This is a genomic window from Microbacterium californiense (assembly GCF_047246625.1).
In the GTDB taxonomy this organism is placed as follows: domain Bacteria; phylum Actinomycetota; class Actinomycetes; order Actinomycetales; family Microbacteriaceae; genus Microbacterium.
Genome location: NZ_JBFOKQ010000002.1, coordinates 1 through 14,436, shown reverse-complemented (window position 1 = coordinate 14,436; position 14,436 = coordinate 1). Strand labels below are relative to the sequence as shown.

Below are 14,436 nucleotides of genomic sequence, written 5' to 3'. Positions count from 1 at the left end.
GTTCCTGTCACCGATGGCTCAGCTTTCGCCGCCCGCGTTGCCGCTGGTGCCGGCGTTCACGTCGTGCAGACGGTACTTCTCGATCGCCTGCGCGGCGAGCGAGCGGTCCACGACGCCGTCCTCGGCCAGCGACTGCAGCGTGCGCACCACGATCGACGGGCCGTCGATCTTGAAGAAGCGGCGTGCGGCGGCGCGGGTGTCCGAGAAGCCGAAGCTGTCGGCGCCGAGCGTCGCGAAACGCTGCGGGACCCACGGCCGGATCTGGTCCTGCACAGCGTGCATGTAGTCGCTCACCGCGACCACGGGACCCTGCGCGTCGCGCAGCTTCTCGGTGAGGTAGGCGGTACGCGGCTCGGCCTCCGGGTGGAGGAAGTTGTGCTCGTCGGCGGCGAGACCGTCGCGGCGCAGCTCGGTCCACGAGGTGACCGACCAGACGTCCGCCACGACGCCCCAGTCGTTCTTCAGCAGCTCCTGCGCCTCGAGCACCCACGGCAGACCGACGCCCGAGGAGAGCAGCTGGGCGCGGGGACCCTCGCCCTCGCCGGTCGAGATGCGGTGGATGCCGCGCACGATGCCGTCCACGTCCACATCCTCCGGCTCGGCGGGCTGCACGAGCGGCTCGTTGTAGAGGGTGATGTAGTACATGACGTTCGGGTCGGGGTGGTTGCCGCCGTACATCCGCTCGAGGCCCGAGCGCACGATGTGCGCGATCTCGTACCCGTAGGCGGGGTCGTACGACACCGTCGCGGGGTTCGTCGAGGCGAGCAGGTGCGAGTGCCCGTCGGCGTGCTGCAGACCCTCACCGGTCAGCGTCGTGCGGCCGGCGGTCGCGCCCATGATGAAGCCGCGCGCCATCTGGTCGGCGGCCGCCCACTGGGCGTCGCCGGTGCGCTGGAAGCCGAACATCGAGTAGAAGATGTAGATCGGGATGAGCGGTTCGCCGTGCGTGGCGTACGACGTTCCGGCAGCGGTGAACGCCGCCAGGGCGCCCGCCTCGTTGATGCCGACGTGCACGATCTGGCCCTGCGGGCTCTCCTTGTAGGCGAGGAGCAGTTCGCGGTCGACCGAGGTGTAGTGCTGGCCGTTCGGGTTGTAGATCTTCGCCGTCGGGAAGTACGCGTCCATGCCGAAGGTGCGGGCCTCGTCCGGGATGATCGGGACGATGCGGTGACCGAAGTCCTTCGTGCGGAGGAGATCCTTGAGCAGTCGCACGAACGCCATGGTCGTGGCGATCTCCTGCGTGCCGGAGCCCTTCTTGGGCAGCGCGTACGCCTTGTCGTCGGGCAGCGAGAGCCCGACGTGCGTCGAGCGGCGCTCGGGCAGGTAGCCGCCGAGGGCGCGGCGACGCTCCAACATGTACTGGATCGTCTCGTCCTGGGCTCCCGGGTTGTAGTACGGGGGCAGGTACGGGTTCTCCTCGAGCTGCGCGTCCGTGATCGGGATGTGCATCGTGTCGCGGAACGTCTTGAGGTTGTCCAGCGTCATCTTCTTCATCTGGTGGGTCGCGTTGCGGCCCTCGAAGTGGGGGCCGAGGCCGTAGCCCTTGACCGTCTTCGCCAGGATGACCGTGGGCTGGCCCTTGTGCTCGGCTGCCGCCTTGAAGGCCGCATAGACCTTGCGGTAGTCGTGGCCGCCGCGCTTGAGGTGCCAGATGTCCTCGTCGGAGTAGTCCTTGACCAGGGCCGCCGCGCGCTCGTCGCGCCCGAAGAAGTGCTCGCGGACGTACGCGCCGGACTCGGCCTTATACGTCTGGAAGTCGCCGTCGGGGGTGACGTTCATGAGGTTCAGGAGCGCGCCCTCGGTGTCGTTCGCGAGCAGCGAGTCCCACTCGCGGCCCCAGACGACCTTGATGACGTTCCAGCCGGCGCCGCGGAAGAACGACTCCAGCTCCTGGATGATCTTGCCGTTGCCGCGGACCGGACCGTCGAGGCGCTGCAGGTTGCAGTTGATGACGAAGTTCAGGTTGTCGAGACCCTCGTTCGCGGCGACCTGCAGCTGGCCGCGGCTCTCGATCTCGTCCATCTCGCCGTCGCCGAGGAACGCCCAGACCTGCGAGTCCGACGTGTCCTTGATGCCGCGGTTCTCGAGGTACTTGTTCGACATCGCCTGGTAGATCGCGTTGATCGGGCCGAGACCCATCGACACGGTGGGGAACTGCCAGTAGTCCTGCATCTGCCGCGGATGCGGGTAGGAGGGGATGCCGTGCGGTGCGCGCGACTCCTGCTGGCGGAAGCCGTCGAGGTTCTCCTCGGTCAGGCGGCCTTCGAGGAAGGAGCGGGCGTAGATGCCGGGGGAGGCGTGGCCCTGGATGAACACCTGGTCGGCGCCGCCGGGGTTGTCCGCGCCGCGGAAGAAGTGATTGAAGCCGACCTCGTACAGGGCGGCCGAGGACGCGTAGGTCGAGATGTGACCGCCGACGGCGATGCCGGGGCGCTGCGCACGGTGCACGGTGACCGCGGCATTCCACCGGATCCAGGCGCGGTACCGGCGCTCGATCTCCTCGTCGCCGGGGAACTCGGGTTCGTTCTCCGGGGCGATCGTGTTGATGTAGTCCGTGGTCGGGACCATCGGCACGCCGAGGTGCAGCTCCTTCGAGCGCTTGAGCAGGCTGAGCATGATCTCGCGACCACGGCCGTGGCCCTTCGCGTCGACCAGCTCATCGAGCGACTGCTGCCACTCGCCGGTTTCTTCCGGATCGCTGTCGAGGGGGCCCTGAGAGTACGGATCCTGGTCGTGGACGGTCACGGGGGAGCCTTTCGTCAAGCTGGCAGGTCATGCCAATGAAACGGGAAGCGACACGGGCAGCCTTGTCGGCTGTGCACAACGCGCGCCGCACTCAGCCTAGCCCTGTTCCACGACTCGGGCGCGCAGCCGCGTGCCGATACACTGAGCGCACCAGGGCCTTTAGCTCAGCTGGTAGAGCGCCACGTTTACACCGTGGATGTCGTCGGTTCGATCCCGGCAGGGCCCACCTCTCACGGCATCCGCGCCCCCTCCGGATTGGCTCGATTCGCCACCTCCGGAAGCGGATGCTTCGGCACGCCGTCTGCATGTTGTCTTTTTCACTGGTTTATGGGAAGTTCTTCTCAGATTGCACGTAAACCAGTCGAATGGGTCATGGAGTCACGTTGCTGAGCCACTCTGAACTTTCTGCTGATTCTGGCGCGAACTCCGCCGCGCGCGCTACGGCCGATCAGCTGGCGCGGGAGAACATGCCGCTCGCCACGTTCCTGGCCGTCGAGAAGGCACGGTCCGCCCAGCACGTCGACCTCGACGACCTCCTGTCGGCGGCGCGGCTCGGTCTCGCGCGGGCGGCGCTGAGCTACCAGCCGGAGCGCGGCATCCCGTTCGGCGCTTTCGCCCGCTCGCAGATCACCTGGGCGATCCTGTCGGAGATGCGACGAGCCGACCCGGCGGGGGAACGCGGGCGCGACAAGATCGAGCTCGTGCGCGCGGCGGCGGATGCCGTGCTCGCCCGCACCGGACGCCCGGGCGCCGTGGCGGAGCTGGCGAAGGAGTCCGGGCTCGACGCCGCCGCCGTCACCGAGATGCTCCAGCTCGACGAGATGGTGCGGACCGCGACCAGCTTCGAGGAGCACTTCGACCCCGAGTCCGGCCGGCAGGCGGTGGACCTCACCGACGATGTCATCCTCCCGGAACATGCCGCCGAGCAGAACGAGACCCGGACGATGCTCCTGCGCGTGCTCGACGCCCTCCCGGCGGCGATGCAACGGGTGATCCGCGGCATCTACATCGACGACCGCCTGGTGAAGGACCTCGCCGAGGAGATGGACGTCAGCCACGCCTACGTGTCCAAGCTCCGCAGCCGCGGGCTCGCGCTCATGCGCGAAGCGATGGAGGCGTGGGAGGACGGAACCGACGGCGACCGCTCCAACAAGACCAAGGCGGAGTTCTTCGGCGCGGTGTTCCCCGCCGCGCCCGCCGCGGCATCCGACACCGAGGACCGGCTGCTCGCCGCGCTCTGAACTTCTTCCCGGGCACAGGTTACGCCGCCGGCGCGTGTCGCGAATGTGGTGAGTGCAGGCCCACGGACGGGCCCGCTTCCAGTCCCATAACCACGGAGGATAATCATGGGTCTTCAGATCGCCACCAACGTCAGTGCGCTCAACTCGTACCGCAACCTGTCGGCCAACCAGAACGACGTCTCGAAGTCGCTCGAGAAGCTCTCGAGCGGCCTGCGCATCAACCGCGCAGCCGACGACGCCGCCGGCCTGGCCATCTCCGAGGGCCTGCGTTCGCAGGTCAACGGCCTGAACGTCGCAGCCCGCAACGCGCAGGACGGCATCTCGGTCATCCAGACCGCGGAAGGTGCGCTGACCGAGGTCCACTCCATCCTGCAGCGCGTGCGCGACCTCGCGGTGCAGGCCGGAAACGACTCCAACAACGCCGACTCGCGCACGGCCATCAAGACCGAGGTCACGCAGCTGGTCGACGAGCTGGAGCGCATCGCCGACAGCAGCAACTTCAACGGCATCCAGCTGCTCGACGGCACCGCCGGTGCCGACGGCGACGGCGTGCTGAGCTTCCAGGTGGGCGCCGACGGCTCCGCCTCGAGCCAGATCACCGTCGACCTGAGCAGCGCGAACATCAAGACGCTGGCGACCGGGCTGCGCACGGCGATCGTCACCACGGACGGCTTCGCCGACCCGACGGTGGCCGCTACGACGATCACCCGCATCGACACCGAGATCAAGGCCGTCTCGTCGGCCCGCGCCGACCTCGGTGCGGTCCAGAACCGCTTCGAGTCGACGATCAACTCGCTGCAGGTCTCGGCCGAGAACCTGTCGGCCGCCAAGAGCCGCATCGCGGACACCGACATGGCCGCGGAGATGGTCAAGTACACCGCTGCGAACATCCTGCAGCAGGCGGGCACCGCCATGCTGGCCCAGGCGAACCAGTCTGGCCAGGGCGTTCTCCAGCTGCTCCGTTGAGTCGCTGCGCCTGAGGCGCTGGGCGCCCGCGCGGGCTTCACTCGCGCGGGCGCCTTCCTGTAGGACCCCGACCCGCACCGCACAGAAGGCAGCCGAGGATGAAACTCGACGGACTGGTCTCCGGTCTCAAGACCGAAGAGCTCATCAACGCCCTGATGGACGTCTCCGCGATCCCGAAGAAGCTGATCACGACGAAGATCACCGACCGGAACGCGATCATCACGAACCTGCAGTCGCTGAACAAATCGCTGCAGGACCTGGTCGCCAAGGCGAAGACCGCGTCGGCTCCGACCTCGCTCGCGGCGTTCACGGCCACCTCCTCCCACGAGAGCGTGAAGGTGACCGCCGGGCCGCAGGCCAGCGCCTTCTCGACCGGCGTGGTGGTGGATGCCGTCGCCACGGCCCATTCGACGGTGACCGCGGCAGCCGGAGCGAACGCCTGGGGCGGGACGTTCACGCTCGTGGACGCCGAGGGGAAGCAGACCGAAATCACCCCCTCGGGGACCGGCGCACAGGACTTGGCCAAGGCGATCAACGCCGCGAACGCCGGAGTCTCCGCCACCGTCGTCCCCGCAGGGACGGATGCCGACGGCAAGCCCCTCTCGCGCCTGCAGCTGACCTCGGCGCAGACCGGCGAGGTCGGACGCTTCGCCCTGCACCGCGGCGACGGCGACGCCGTGGACGCCGGGACCTCCGTCGATGTCGCGGCAGAGCCCGGAGCCGCGCAGCTCGCCCTCGGCGCCGACGCGCGCATCCGCCTCTTCGCCGGCACCTCGGCCGAGCAGACGCTCACCAGCGCGACCAACACCATCCGCATCGGCCAGGACATCGATGTCACCGTGTCGAAGGTCAGCGCCGACCCGGTCACGGTGTCGGTGGCTCTCGATGCGAAGGCGCAGTCGACGACCGCCGAGGCATTCGTCAAGGAGATCGCCGCGCTCCTGACCCGCATCGACAACGGCTCCCGGGCGACGGTGGCCGAGGCGGGCGGGACGACGACACTCGGGGTCTTCACCGGCGACAGCACGGTGCGCAACCTCCGCACCGCCCTCGCGGGCGCCGTGCAGCATCCGGTCGACGGCGTCTCCCCGTCCAGCATCGGCATCACGCTCGACGAGAAGGGTGTGCTGACCTTCGACGCCGAGAAGTTCAGCACGGCGTTGGCCGACGACCCGCAAGCGGTGCAGGGGCTGTTCTCCGCTGTGAGCGCACGGCTCGAAGACGTCGCCGACCAGTACTCCGACAAGTACGAGGGCCTTCTCACGCAGCGCATCACGGGTCAGGAGTCCGAGGTCAAGACGCTGAAGACCCAGGTGGAGCGGTGGGATGTGCGGCTCGAGCAGCGCCGGGCGATCCTGGAGCGCACCTACTCCCAGCTGGAGGTGCAGCTGTCGAAGCTGCAGTCCCAGTCGTCGTGGCTGAGCTCGCAGCTCGCCGGACTCACTCCCGACAGCAGCTCCTGACCCGACGAACCCGACGACCCCGCACCCTAGGACAACAGAACGATGCCCCTCACCTCTCTGGACCGCGCCAAGCAGCAGTACCTCGAGCAGCAGGTCGCCTCCGCCTCCCCGGAACGCCTCCTCACGATGCTCTACGACCGACTGCTCGTCGACATCGATCGAGCTGCCGCGTCCCAGGACGCCTCCGACTGGGCGGCGGCCGGCACCCACCTCACCCACGCCCAGCGCATCGTCGCCGAGCTCAGCGGCTCGCTCACCGACGCCTGGGAGGGTGCGGGCGACCTCCGCGCGCTCTACACGCATCTCACCGGTCGCCTCATCTCGGCGAACATCGCCCGCGACCGGAACGCGACGGCGGAGTGCCGTGACATCGTCGCTCCGCTGCGCGACGCGTGGCACCAGGCGGCGGCCGCGACCGCCTCCGCGCCCGCATCGCCCACCTCGGCTCTGGCCTGAAACCCGTGTCCGACAACCTCACGGCCTGGCTCGCGGTGCTCGACCGGTTCGAGCGCGCGCTCGACGCCGCGGACCAGGAGATGGCCCCGGGATCGGTCGATCCTCCCGCGGGCCCCGTGCCGGAGGAGCTGCGAGAACGCGCCGAGGCGGTGCTCGGACGCCAGCAGCTGATGATCAGCGGACTCGCCGCCTCGCGAGCGAACATCGCCCGGGAGCTCGCTGCTCTCCGACGGGTCCCGACGACCCCGAAGGATGCCCCGGCCTACCTCGACGTCGAGGGATGAACCGAGCAGGTTACGCGGACGCCCCGGTGTCGCGATAGTCGCCACCGAGCACGGATAGCTCGACGATTGGCCACGGATCGGCTTCTCCCCCTACGTCCGGAGTACCGCCGTGCTCGAATCCGTAACCTCCAGCGCGCTGATCAGCGCCCTCGACGGGCTGGCCCTGCGCCAGCGCTCCATCGCCGAGAACATCGCGAACGTCAACACCCCCGGCTACCAGGCCAAGCGCGTCCAGTTCGAGGACGAGCTGCGCTCGGCCGTGACGAACGGCTCGGGCGCGGTCGCCCCGAGCGTCGAGCGGTCGCTCGAGCCCACCCGGCTCAACGGCAACAACGTCAACCTCGACACCGAGACGCTGTCGAACATCGACACGGTCCTCCGATTCCAGTTCGCCAGCCAGGCGATCGGCGGTCAGGCCACCTCGATCACCAAGGCGATCGGGCAGGCCTCGGCATGACCTTCGACGCGATCGGCATCGCCGGCACCGGACTGAACGTCCACCGCAAGTGGCTCGACGCCCTCAGCGACAACATCGCCAACGTGAACACCGCGACCCCGGCGGGGCAGGATGCGTTCCGCGAGAAGTTCGTCGCGGTCCAGGCGGGCACGGACAGCCCCGGGGTCTACGTCGCCGGCGTGGTGGAGTCGGAGGCCGAGGGGAAGCTCGTCTACGAACCGGACCACCCCTATGCGAACGAAGACGGGTACGTGCAGTACCCGAACGTCGATCTCGGCGACCAGATGGGCATGCTCATCCTCGCCCAGCGCGGCTACGAGGCGAACGCCGCCGTCGTCGACCGCGCCAAGACGACGTACGAGGCCGCGCTCCAGATCGGGCGGAACTCGTGAGCGGCGGCATCGACGCCGTCTCGGCCGCAGGGGTCTCGCCCCTCGCGCCGCTGAGCTTCGAGGACGGCGCGTCGGCGCCCGCCGGTGCGGCGTCCGCCGGATCGTTCGCGACCTCCCTCACGGGCGCCATGGAGAACCTGCAGCAGCTGCAGTCGAGCTCCAACGAACTCGCCGTCCAGGCGGTCACGGGCGACCTCCAGGACATCCACCAGGCGATGATCGCGTCGGCCAGGGCCTCCGTGACGCTCGACCTCGTCGTCGCCGTCCGTGACCGCAGCGTCGCGGCGTTCAACGAGATCATGAGGATGCAGGCCTGACCATGCCGAAGGTGCTCACGAACTACTTCGGCCGCGCGAAGCAGGTGGTCGGCGGGTTCACCGTCGCCCAGCGCACGATCGCGATCATCGGCGTCGCGCTGCTGGTCATGGGTGCGATCGCGCTCGGCACCTGGCTGACGAAGCCGCAGATGAGCCCGCTCTTCACCGGGCTCAGCGCCGGCGACGCCTCCGCGGTCGTCGAGCAGCTGAAGTCCGCGGGCGTGAGCTACGAGCTCACCGAGGGCGGTGCCACGATCCTCGTGCCGGACGACCAGGTGTATCCCCAGCGCCTGGCGGCCGCGGCATCCGGACTCCCCGGCGACACCAGCGAGGGGTACACGCTCCTCGACGAGATGGGCGTGACCGCGAGCGAGTTCCAGCAGTCGGTGACCTACAAGCGGGCGATCGAGGGGGAGCTGGCCAGCACCATCGGCGCGATGGACGGCATCAGCACGGCGTCGGTGCAGCTCGCCATCCCCGAGGAGAGCGTCTTCGTCTCGGAGAAGCAGAACCCGACCGCATCGGTGTTCGTCAAGACGCGCAACGGCTCGACGCTCTCCGACGAGAAGATCGAGGCCATCGTGCACCTGACCAGCGCCTCGGTCCCCGGCATGACGCCCGAGGACGTCGCCGTCACGGACCAGAACGGGTCCGTGCTCTCGGCCGTCGGCACCGGACTGACAGGGACCTCGTCGAAGCAGGCCACGGAGCACGAGGCCAAGGTCGCGGCCTCCGTCAGCAAGATGCTCGAGACCATCGTGGGTCCCGGCAACGCCACCGTCACCGTGTCGGCCGACGTCGCGAACTCCACCTCCGAGCGCATGGAGGAGACCTACAGCGCCCCGGACGGGGAGCTCAGCGCATCCGAGCAGACCAAGACCGAGACCTACTCGGGCGGACCTTCCACCGGCACAGGGGTGCTCGGACCGGACAACATCGCGGTGCCGAACAACGGCAACAGCGACGGCGCCTACGAATTCGAGGAGACCTCGCGCAACAACGCCGTCAACAAGTCGACGGAGAAGACCATCACCCCGGCCGGCGAGGTGACGCGGCAGACCGTCAGCATCGCCCTCAACCGCGGCACGGTCACCGGGGTGACGGCCGACCAGGTCGAGACGCTCGTCGCCTCCGCCGCCGGCATCGACGTCGAGCGCGGCGACACCATCGCGGTCGAGTTCGTGGAGTTCAACCAGTCCGGATCCGCGGCCGCGGAGGCGGCGCTGGCGGCCGCCGAGGCCGAGCGCGACGCCCAGTTCCAGCAGGAGCTGGTGCGCGCGCTCATCATCGGCGGATCGATCCTGCTCGCCGTGATCATCCTGGTGGTCTTCCTCGTGGTGCGGCGCCGGATGAAGCGACGCATCCTGTACACCGACGACGGTCCGATCGAGTACCTGGCGACCCTGTCGGAGGACGAGGAGCAGAAACTCAAGTCGCTCAAGGGGCTGGCCGATCCCGACGCGGTCACGCTGCCGCTGCCCACGCGGATCCTGCCCTCCGCCGTGATCGACGTCGAGGATGAGCGCGAGCCCGACCAGCTCCTCGTCGAGCGGCGGCGGCGCGAGATCGACGACCTGGCCACGCGCGAGCCGCAGGCGACGGCCAGCGCTCTGGCGAACCTGATGGACGAGGCGACGGTATGAGCATGCTGACCGAGGCGCTGAACGCGCAGGAGGACACCGTCCAGGTGTCGTCGGCGGTGGCGGTCGCGAGCGGACCCGCACCGGAGATGAGCGGACTCCGCAAGGCGGCGATCGTGCTCATGAACATGGACCGCGCGGCCAGCGCCGAGGTGCTCCGGCATCTCGGGGAGGAGCGCTCCGAGATGCTCGCGGCGGAGCTCACGCAGATCGGCGGTGTGGATGCCGCAGCGACGGCGCGCGCGCTCGGAGAGTTCCGTCGGATCGCCAGCGGCGGCTCGGTGCTCTCCCGGGGCGGCCAGGAGCTCGCCACCGGTCTGCTGGAGACCGCGTTCGGGCGGGAGAAGGCGGTCGGGATGGTGGGTCGCGTCATGTCGCAAGGGTCGGTCTCGTTCGACTTCCTGAACGCCGCCGACCCGGCGCAGCTCGCGACGATCCTCGAGGGGGAGCTCCCGACCACGGTCGCGGTCGTCCTCGCCAATCTGCGTGCCGACCGTGCCGCCGCCGTGCTGGCCGCCCTCCAGGATCCGCTGCGCACCGACGTCGCCCAGGCGATCGCCACGATGGGCACGGCGACGCAGGAGGCGATCTCGATCGTGGCGGATTCGCTGCGATCGCGCACCGGGGTGTTCGCGATGCGCGACAACCACGAGTCGATCGGGGGAGTGCAGCCCCTGGTCGAGATCATCAACCGGTCCGACACCGCCCTCGAGAAGTCGCTCCTGGCGAGCCTGGAGGGGCGCGATCTCGCCCTCGCCGAAGACATCCGGAGCCGGATGGTCACCTTCGCCGACATCGCGCGGCTCGAGGACCGCGACGCTCAGCGCGTGCTGCGGGGGATCGATCTGCGGATGCTGGCACTGGCGCTCAAGGGTGCGGACGACCAGATCGCCGACAAGGTCCGCAGCAACATGACCGAGCGCAACCAGGAGAACCTCGCCGAGGAGACCCGGGTGCTCGGCCCGGTGCGCATGCGCCAGGTCGACGAGGCGCGCGCCGAGGTGGTGCGCATCATCCGCGAGCTCGAGGCGGCGGAGGAGATCACCATCTCGCGCGAGGACGAGGACGAGCTGGTCGAGTGATGACCGCGTCGCCGGGCCTCTCATCCTCCGCGGTTACGTCCGCCGCGTCCTGTCGCGATAGTGGGCGGGGAGCAGGGACCGCTCGCCCATCGCGCCACGGACAGGCCACGCCTTCGACGACCGGGGTGCCCGCCGTGTCCGATCCCTCCGCCTTCACGCCGCTGGCGGTGCCGAGGGTGGGCGCGACCCCCACCGATGTGCGCGGCGAGGCCGACAAGGCGCGGACCCGCGGCTACGCGGAGGGCTTCGCCGAAGGGCGCCGTATCGCGCTCGAAGAGGCCCGGCGTCGCGAGCTCCAGGAGGAGGCGCGGATGCAGGATGCGCGCGAGGCCCAGCGGCGGGCGCACGCCTCGGCGCTGGCCGCGCTGCAGTCGTCGCAGGACGAGGTGGAGCGCCGCATCGGGGAGCTCAGCGAGCTCGCCGCCGACCGCATCGAGGATCTCGCCGTGTCGCTGGCGACGGCGATCCTGGGGGTCGAGCTCTCCGATCCCGCGCGTTCCGCGGCGCATGCGCTCCGGCGGGCCCTGGCGGAGATGCCGGCCGAGCGCTGGACGCGGATCGCCTTCCACGAGGCCGACTGGGCGGTGCTGAGCGAGGACGAGGGCGGCCTCGACCCGCTGCGCGGCATCCGGGTCGTCACCTCGCCCGACGTGGATCCCGGCGGCGCGATCGTCGACATCGAGCACGGCGCCGTGGACACCCGGATCTCGCAGGCCCTCGCCCGCGCGTCCGCCGCACTGCGCGGAGACGACGTCGAGGCCGCCGGGGCGGTGAGTCGCGCATGATCGGCACGACCCGCGCCTCGTGGCGCCGCGCACTGGATGCCGCGCGGCCGGAGCGGTCCGGCACGGTGAAGGCCGTCCGAGGCCTGGGCGTGGAGGTCCGCGGCATCGATGCGGCGGTGGGCGATCGGGTGCGCATCGACGGCGCGGGCGGACGACCGGTGGATGCCGAGGTCGTCGCGGTCGACGGCGCCGTGGCACGGTGCATGCCGCTGAGCCCCCTCGACGGCATCACGGCCCGCGCCAAGGTCCGCCACGCGGGCGCACCGCTCCAGGTCCCCACCGGGCGCGCTCTGCTCGGCCGCGTCCTCGACGGCATGGGGCGTCCCATCGACGGCAAGGGGCCCCTCGCGGACGCCTCCTTCGTGTCGCTCGACCACGACGCGCCCAGCATCATGAGCCGTCAGCGCATCGACCGTCAGCTGGGCCTCGGGGTGCGGGTGCTCGACACCCTCACGCCGGTCGGCGTCGGTCAGCGCCTCGGTCTCTTCGCCGGTTCGGGCGTGGGCAAGTCGTCGCTGATGTCGATGATCGCCCGCGGCTCCTCCGCGGATGTCACGGTGATCGCGCTGGTGGGGGAGCGCGGACGCGAGGTGCGCGAGTTCCTCGAGGACGACCTCGGCGCCGAGGGCCTCGCCCGCTCGGTGGTGGTCGTGGCGACCTCCGACCAGCCCGCCATGGCCCGGCTGCGCTCCGCCGTGGTCGCGACCCGCATCGCCGAGCGGTTCCGCGACGACGGCCTGGACGTCGTGCTCATGATGGACTCGCTCACCCGCGTCGCGATGGCCCAGCGCGAGATCGGCCTGAGCGCCGGCGAGCCGCCGGCGACGCGGGGATACCCGCCGTCCACGTTCTCGGTGCTCGCCCGACTCCTCGAGCGCGCGGGCACCGGACCCGTCGGCTCGATCACGGGGCTCTACACCGTGCTGGTCGATGGCGACGACCACAACGAGCCGATCGCCGACGCCGCACGGGGGATCCTCGACGGCCACGTCGTTCTGGACCGCGCCCTGGCGATCCGCGGGCACTTCCCCGCCGTCGACGTCCTCGGATCGGTCTCGCGCGTGGTCTCGAAGATCACCACCGACGAGCAGCGCGACGCGGCCGTCGTGCTGCGGAGCGTGCTGGCCGCCCGGCGCAGCGCGAACGACCTGATCGACATCGGCGCATACCGGGCGGGCGCGAACCCGCTCGTCGATGCGGCGCTGCAGCACGAGGGAGCCATCGTGGCGTTCCTCACGCAGCGGATGGACGACCGCACGGCACCCGAGGAATCCTGGCAGCGTCTCGCTGCCCTGACCACCGAGTTCGGAGGACTGGCGTCATGACATTCCCACTGGCCGGACTGCTGCGGGTGCGCAGCGCCCAGGAGCGCGTCGCCGCCGAGCAGGCATCGCGAGCGCGGACGGAGCGGATGCAGGCGGAGGAGGCGGAACAGGGCGCGGTGACGAGCCTCGCCGACCTCGGCGTCCAGATCGAGGACGCCTCGACGCTCATGGCCCTGGCGGCGGCGCGTGCCGCCGGCCGCAGCGCCCTCAGCGACCTGCAGACGCTCAGCGAGCTGCGGCGGGCGGAGGAGGCCGAGGCGACGGCCTCGCACGTCGAGGCACGGCGCGAGCTCAAGGGCCTGGAGCGCCTGGAGCACAGCCATCGCGCAGAGAGCGAGAAGGCGGAGCTCCGTGCCGAGCAGGCCGCGCTCGACGAGATCGCGGTCGTGCGCAGCCTGCACGACGGAAGCGCCGCATGACCGCCGTCGCCCTGATCCCGGCGCTGGCCGAGACCTCGGGCGAGAGTGCGGAACGCGGACGCGCCGTGACCGATGCGGCGGCGATCTTCGGCTCCGCGCTCTCTCTCGCCGGGCGCGCGCTCGAGGACCGGGACGGACCGCCGCGGATCCCGGTGATCGAGACCCCCGGTGACCCGGAGGACGGAACAGGGGAGGGCGCCGACGCCACGACCGACGCGCTGCCCGTGCCGGTGCCGCTGCTCATCGCGCGCGTCGAGACACGGACGGCGGACCCGTCGTCCACGCCGGACGCCGCGCCTCTGGACGCGGCGCCCCCCGCCACGGCGTCGTCGGCGCCGGTTCCCTCCCAGACTGACGGGGCGGACGTCGTCCTGGACGTCCCGCTCGCCGCGAGCGCGGCGCCCCGCACGGCGCAGGCGTCCGTGCCTCCGGAGACCTCCGCACAGCAGCCCGGGGGTGCCGGGGAGCCGGAGGCCGCGGGGCGGGGGCCCGCTGTCGCTCCGGCGAGCCCGGCGGCCACCCCCGAGAGCGCCCCTCGGGGTACCCGGACCCCGGAGCGTCCCGAGGCCTCCCACGTCCGCGTCATCCCGTCCGGACCTCGCGGTGCCGACCCGGCATCCGCGTCGCCGCACCCGACCGAGGAGTCCGGGCCGTTGCCTTCGCGGACGACGGGCCCGGCGGTTCCCGTGGCCACGGCTCCTCCGGGCCCTGCGGTGCAGTCGGCGGCGACGCCGGTCGACCGCCCGCAGGCCCCGTCGGCGTCCGCCGCGGGGGCCGGGGCGGCCCCCCGGTCTCGTATACACCACTGACGCGGCCGCCGAGTGCTGGGGGGGGGGGGGGGGGGGGGGGGGGGGGGGGGGGGGG

At 70.6% G+C, this 14,436-nt stretch carries 15 protein-coding genes and 1 tRNA gene; 15 read left to right on the top strand and 1 reads right to left on the bottom strand.

Annotated elements, in window-relative coordinates; all coding sequences use genetic code 11:
* Positions 1 to 18: 18 nt before the first annotated feature.
* A complete protein-coding gene (gene aceE / locus AB3M82_RS11325) occupies positions 19 to 2,745 on the bottom strand; it encodes a pyruvate dehydrogenase (acetyl-transferring), homodimeric type (protein ID WP_412958053.1) in 2,727 nt (908 codons plus the stop codon).
* Positions 2,746 to 2,898: 153 nt separating this feature from the next.
* Between aceE and AB3M82_RS11320 the strand changes: the two genes are divergently transcribed.
* The 15 genes from AB3M82_RS11320 (at position 2,899) to AB3M82_RS11250 (ending at position 14,381) form a co-directional block, all read left to right on the top strand.
* Positions 2,899 to 2,971: transfer RNA gene (locus AB3M82_RS11320), tRNA-Val, on the top strand.
* A 139-nt stretch (positions 2,972 to 3,110) separates the two neighbouring features.
* Complete coding sequence (locus AB3M82_RS11315; protein ID WP_412958052.1) at positions 3,111 to 3,986, top strand: sigma-70 family RNA polymerase sigma factor; 876 nt, start codon at positions 3,111 to 3,113, stop codon at positions 3,984 to 3,986.
* Positions 3,987 to 4,091: 105 nt separating this feature from the next.
* Positions 4,092 to 4,952, top strand: a complete 861-nt coding sequence (locus AB3M82_RS11310; RefSeq protein ID WP_412958051.1) for a flagellin N-terminal helical domain-containing protein — start codon at positions 4,092 to 4,094, stop codon at positions 4,950 to 4,952.
* Positions 4,953 to 5,050: 98 nt separating this feature from the next.
* Entirely contained in the window at positions 5,051 to 6,415 is a 1,365-nt protein-coding gene (gene fliD, locus AB3M82_RS11305; RefSeq protein WP_412958050.1) for a flagellar filament capping protein FliD, read from the top strand.
* Between the two features lie 42 nt (positions 6,416 to 6,457).
* Positions 6,458 to 6,871, top strand: a complete 414-nt coding sequence (gene fliS, locus AB3M82_RS11300) for a flagellar export chaperone FliS (RefSeq protein ID WP_412958049.1) — start codon at positions 6,458 to 6,460, stop codon at positions 6,869 to 6,871.
* Between the two features lie 5 nt (positions 6,872 to 6,876).
* A complete protein-coding gene (locus tag AB3M82_RS11295) occupies positions 6,877 to 7,155 on the top strand; it encodes a hypothetical protein (RefSeq protein ID WP_412958048.1) in 279 nt (92 codons plus the stop codon).
* Positions 7,156 to 7,264: 109 nt separating this feature from the next.
* On the top strand, positions 7,265 to 7,612 hold the full coding sequence (locus AB3M82_RS11290; RefSeq protein ID WP_412958047.1) for a flagellar basal body rod protein FlgB: 348 nt from the start codon (positions 7,265 to 7,267) through the stop codon (positions 7,610 to 7,612).
* Positions 7,609 to 8,004 (top strand): flagellar basal body rod protein FlgC, encoded by a 396-nt coding sequence (locus AB3M82_RS11285; protein ID WP_412958046.1) that lies wholly within the window; start codon positions 7,609 to 7,611, stop codon positions 8,002 to 8,004. Before AB3M82_RS11290 ends, AB3M82_RS11285 begins: the two co-directional genes overlap by 4 nt.
* 50 nt (positions 8,005 to 8,054) lie before the next feature.
* Entirely contained in the window at positions 8,055 to 8,321 is a 267-nt protein-coding gene (gene fliE / locus AB3M82_RS11280; protein ID WP_489672256.1) for a flagellar hook-basal body complex protein FliE, read from the top strand.
* Between the two features lie 2 nt (positions 8,322 to 8,323).
* Complete coding sequence (fliF, locus tag AB3M82_RS11275) at positions 8,324 to 9,964, top strand: flagellar basal-body MS-ring/collar protein FliF (protein WP_412958044.1); 1,641 nt, start codon at positions 8,324 to 8,326, stop codon at positions 9,962 to 9,964.
* On the top strand, positions 9,961 to 11,043 hold the full coding sequence (gene fliG, locus AB3M82_RS11270) for a flagellar motor switch protein FliG (RefSeq protein ID WP_412958043.1): 1,083 nt from the start codon (positions 9,961 to 9,963) through the stop codon (positions 11,041 to 11,043). Before fliF ends, fliG begins: the two co-directional genes overlap by 4 nt.
* Before the next feature lie 134 nt (positions 11,044 to 11,177).
* Entirely contained in the window at positions 11,178 to 11,828 is a 651-nt protein-coding gene (locus tag AB3M82_RS11265) for a FliH/SctL family protein (RefSeq protein ID WP_412958042.1), read from the top strand.
* On the top strand, positions 11,825 to 13,153 hold the full coding sequence (locus tag AB3M82_RS11260) for a FliI/YscN family ATPase (protein ID WP_412958041.1): 1,329 nt from the start codon (positions 11,825 to 11,827) through the stop codon (positions 13,151 to 13,153). Before AB3M82_RS11265 ends, AB3M82_RS11260 begins: the two co-directional genes overlap by 4 nt.
* The gene (locus AB3M82_RS11255) at positions 13,150 to 13,572 is read left to right on the top strand and encodes a flagellar FliJ family protein (protein ID WP_412958040.1); all 423 of its coding nucleotides are present in this window, start codon (positions 13,150 to 13,152) and stop codon (positions 13,570 to 13,572) included. The genes AB3M82_RS11260 and AB3M82_RS11255 overlap by 4 nt, the downstream gene beginning before the upstream one ends.
* On the top strand, positions 13,569 to 14,381 hold the full coding sequence (locus AB3M82_RS11250) for a hypothetical protein (RefSeq protein WP_412958039.1): 813 nt from the start codon (positions 13,569 to 13,571) through the stop codon (positions 14,379 to 14,381). The genes AB3M82_RS11255 and AB3M82_RS11250 overlap by 4 nt, the downstream gene beginning before the upstream one ends.
* Positions 14,382 to 14,436: the final 55 nt, after the last annotated feature.

Bases quoted from the DNA above. Each gene is read 5' to 3' on its own strand.
- fliD (WP_412958050.1), top strand. From the start codon at position 5,051: ATGAAACTCGACGGACTGGTCTCCGGTCTCAAGACCGAAGAGCTCATC.
- AB3M82_RS11285 (WP_412958046.1), top strand. From the start codon at position 7,609: ATGACCTTCGACGCGATCGGCATCGCCGGCACCGGACTGAACGTCCAC.
- AB3M82_RS11250 (WP_412958039.1), top strand. From the start codon at position 13,569: ATGACCGCCGTCGCCCTGATCCCGGCGCTGGCCGAGACCTCGGGCGAG.
- fliS (WP_412958049.1), top strand. From the start codon at position 6,458: ATGCCCCTCACCTCTCTGGACCGCGCCAAGCAGCAGTACCTCGAGCAG.
- AB3M82_RS11260 (WP_412958041.1), top strand. From the start codon at position 11,825: ATGATCGGCACGACCCGCGCCTCGTGGCGCCGCGCACTGGATGCCGCG.
- fliF (WP_412958044.1), top strand. From the start codon at position 8,324: ATGCCGAAGGTGCTCACGAACTACTTCGGCCGCGCGAAGCAGGTGGTC.
- fliG (WP_412958043.1), top strand. From the start codon at position 9,961: ATGAGCATGCTGACCGAGGCGCTGAACGCGCAGGAGGACACCGTCCAG.
- AB3M82_RS11255 (WP_412958040.1), top strand. From the start codon at position 13,150: ATGACATTCCCACTGGCCGGACTGCTGCGGGTGCGCAGCGCCCAGGAG.
- AB3M82_RS11310 (WP_412958051.1), top strand. From the start codon at position 4,092: ATGGGTCTTCAGATCGCCACCAACGTCAGTGCGCTCAACTCGTACCGC.
- AB3M82_RS11315 (WP_412958052.1), top strand. From the start codon at position 3,111: ATGGGTCATGGAGTCACGTTGCTGAGCCACTCTGAACTTTCTGCTGAT.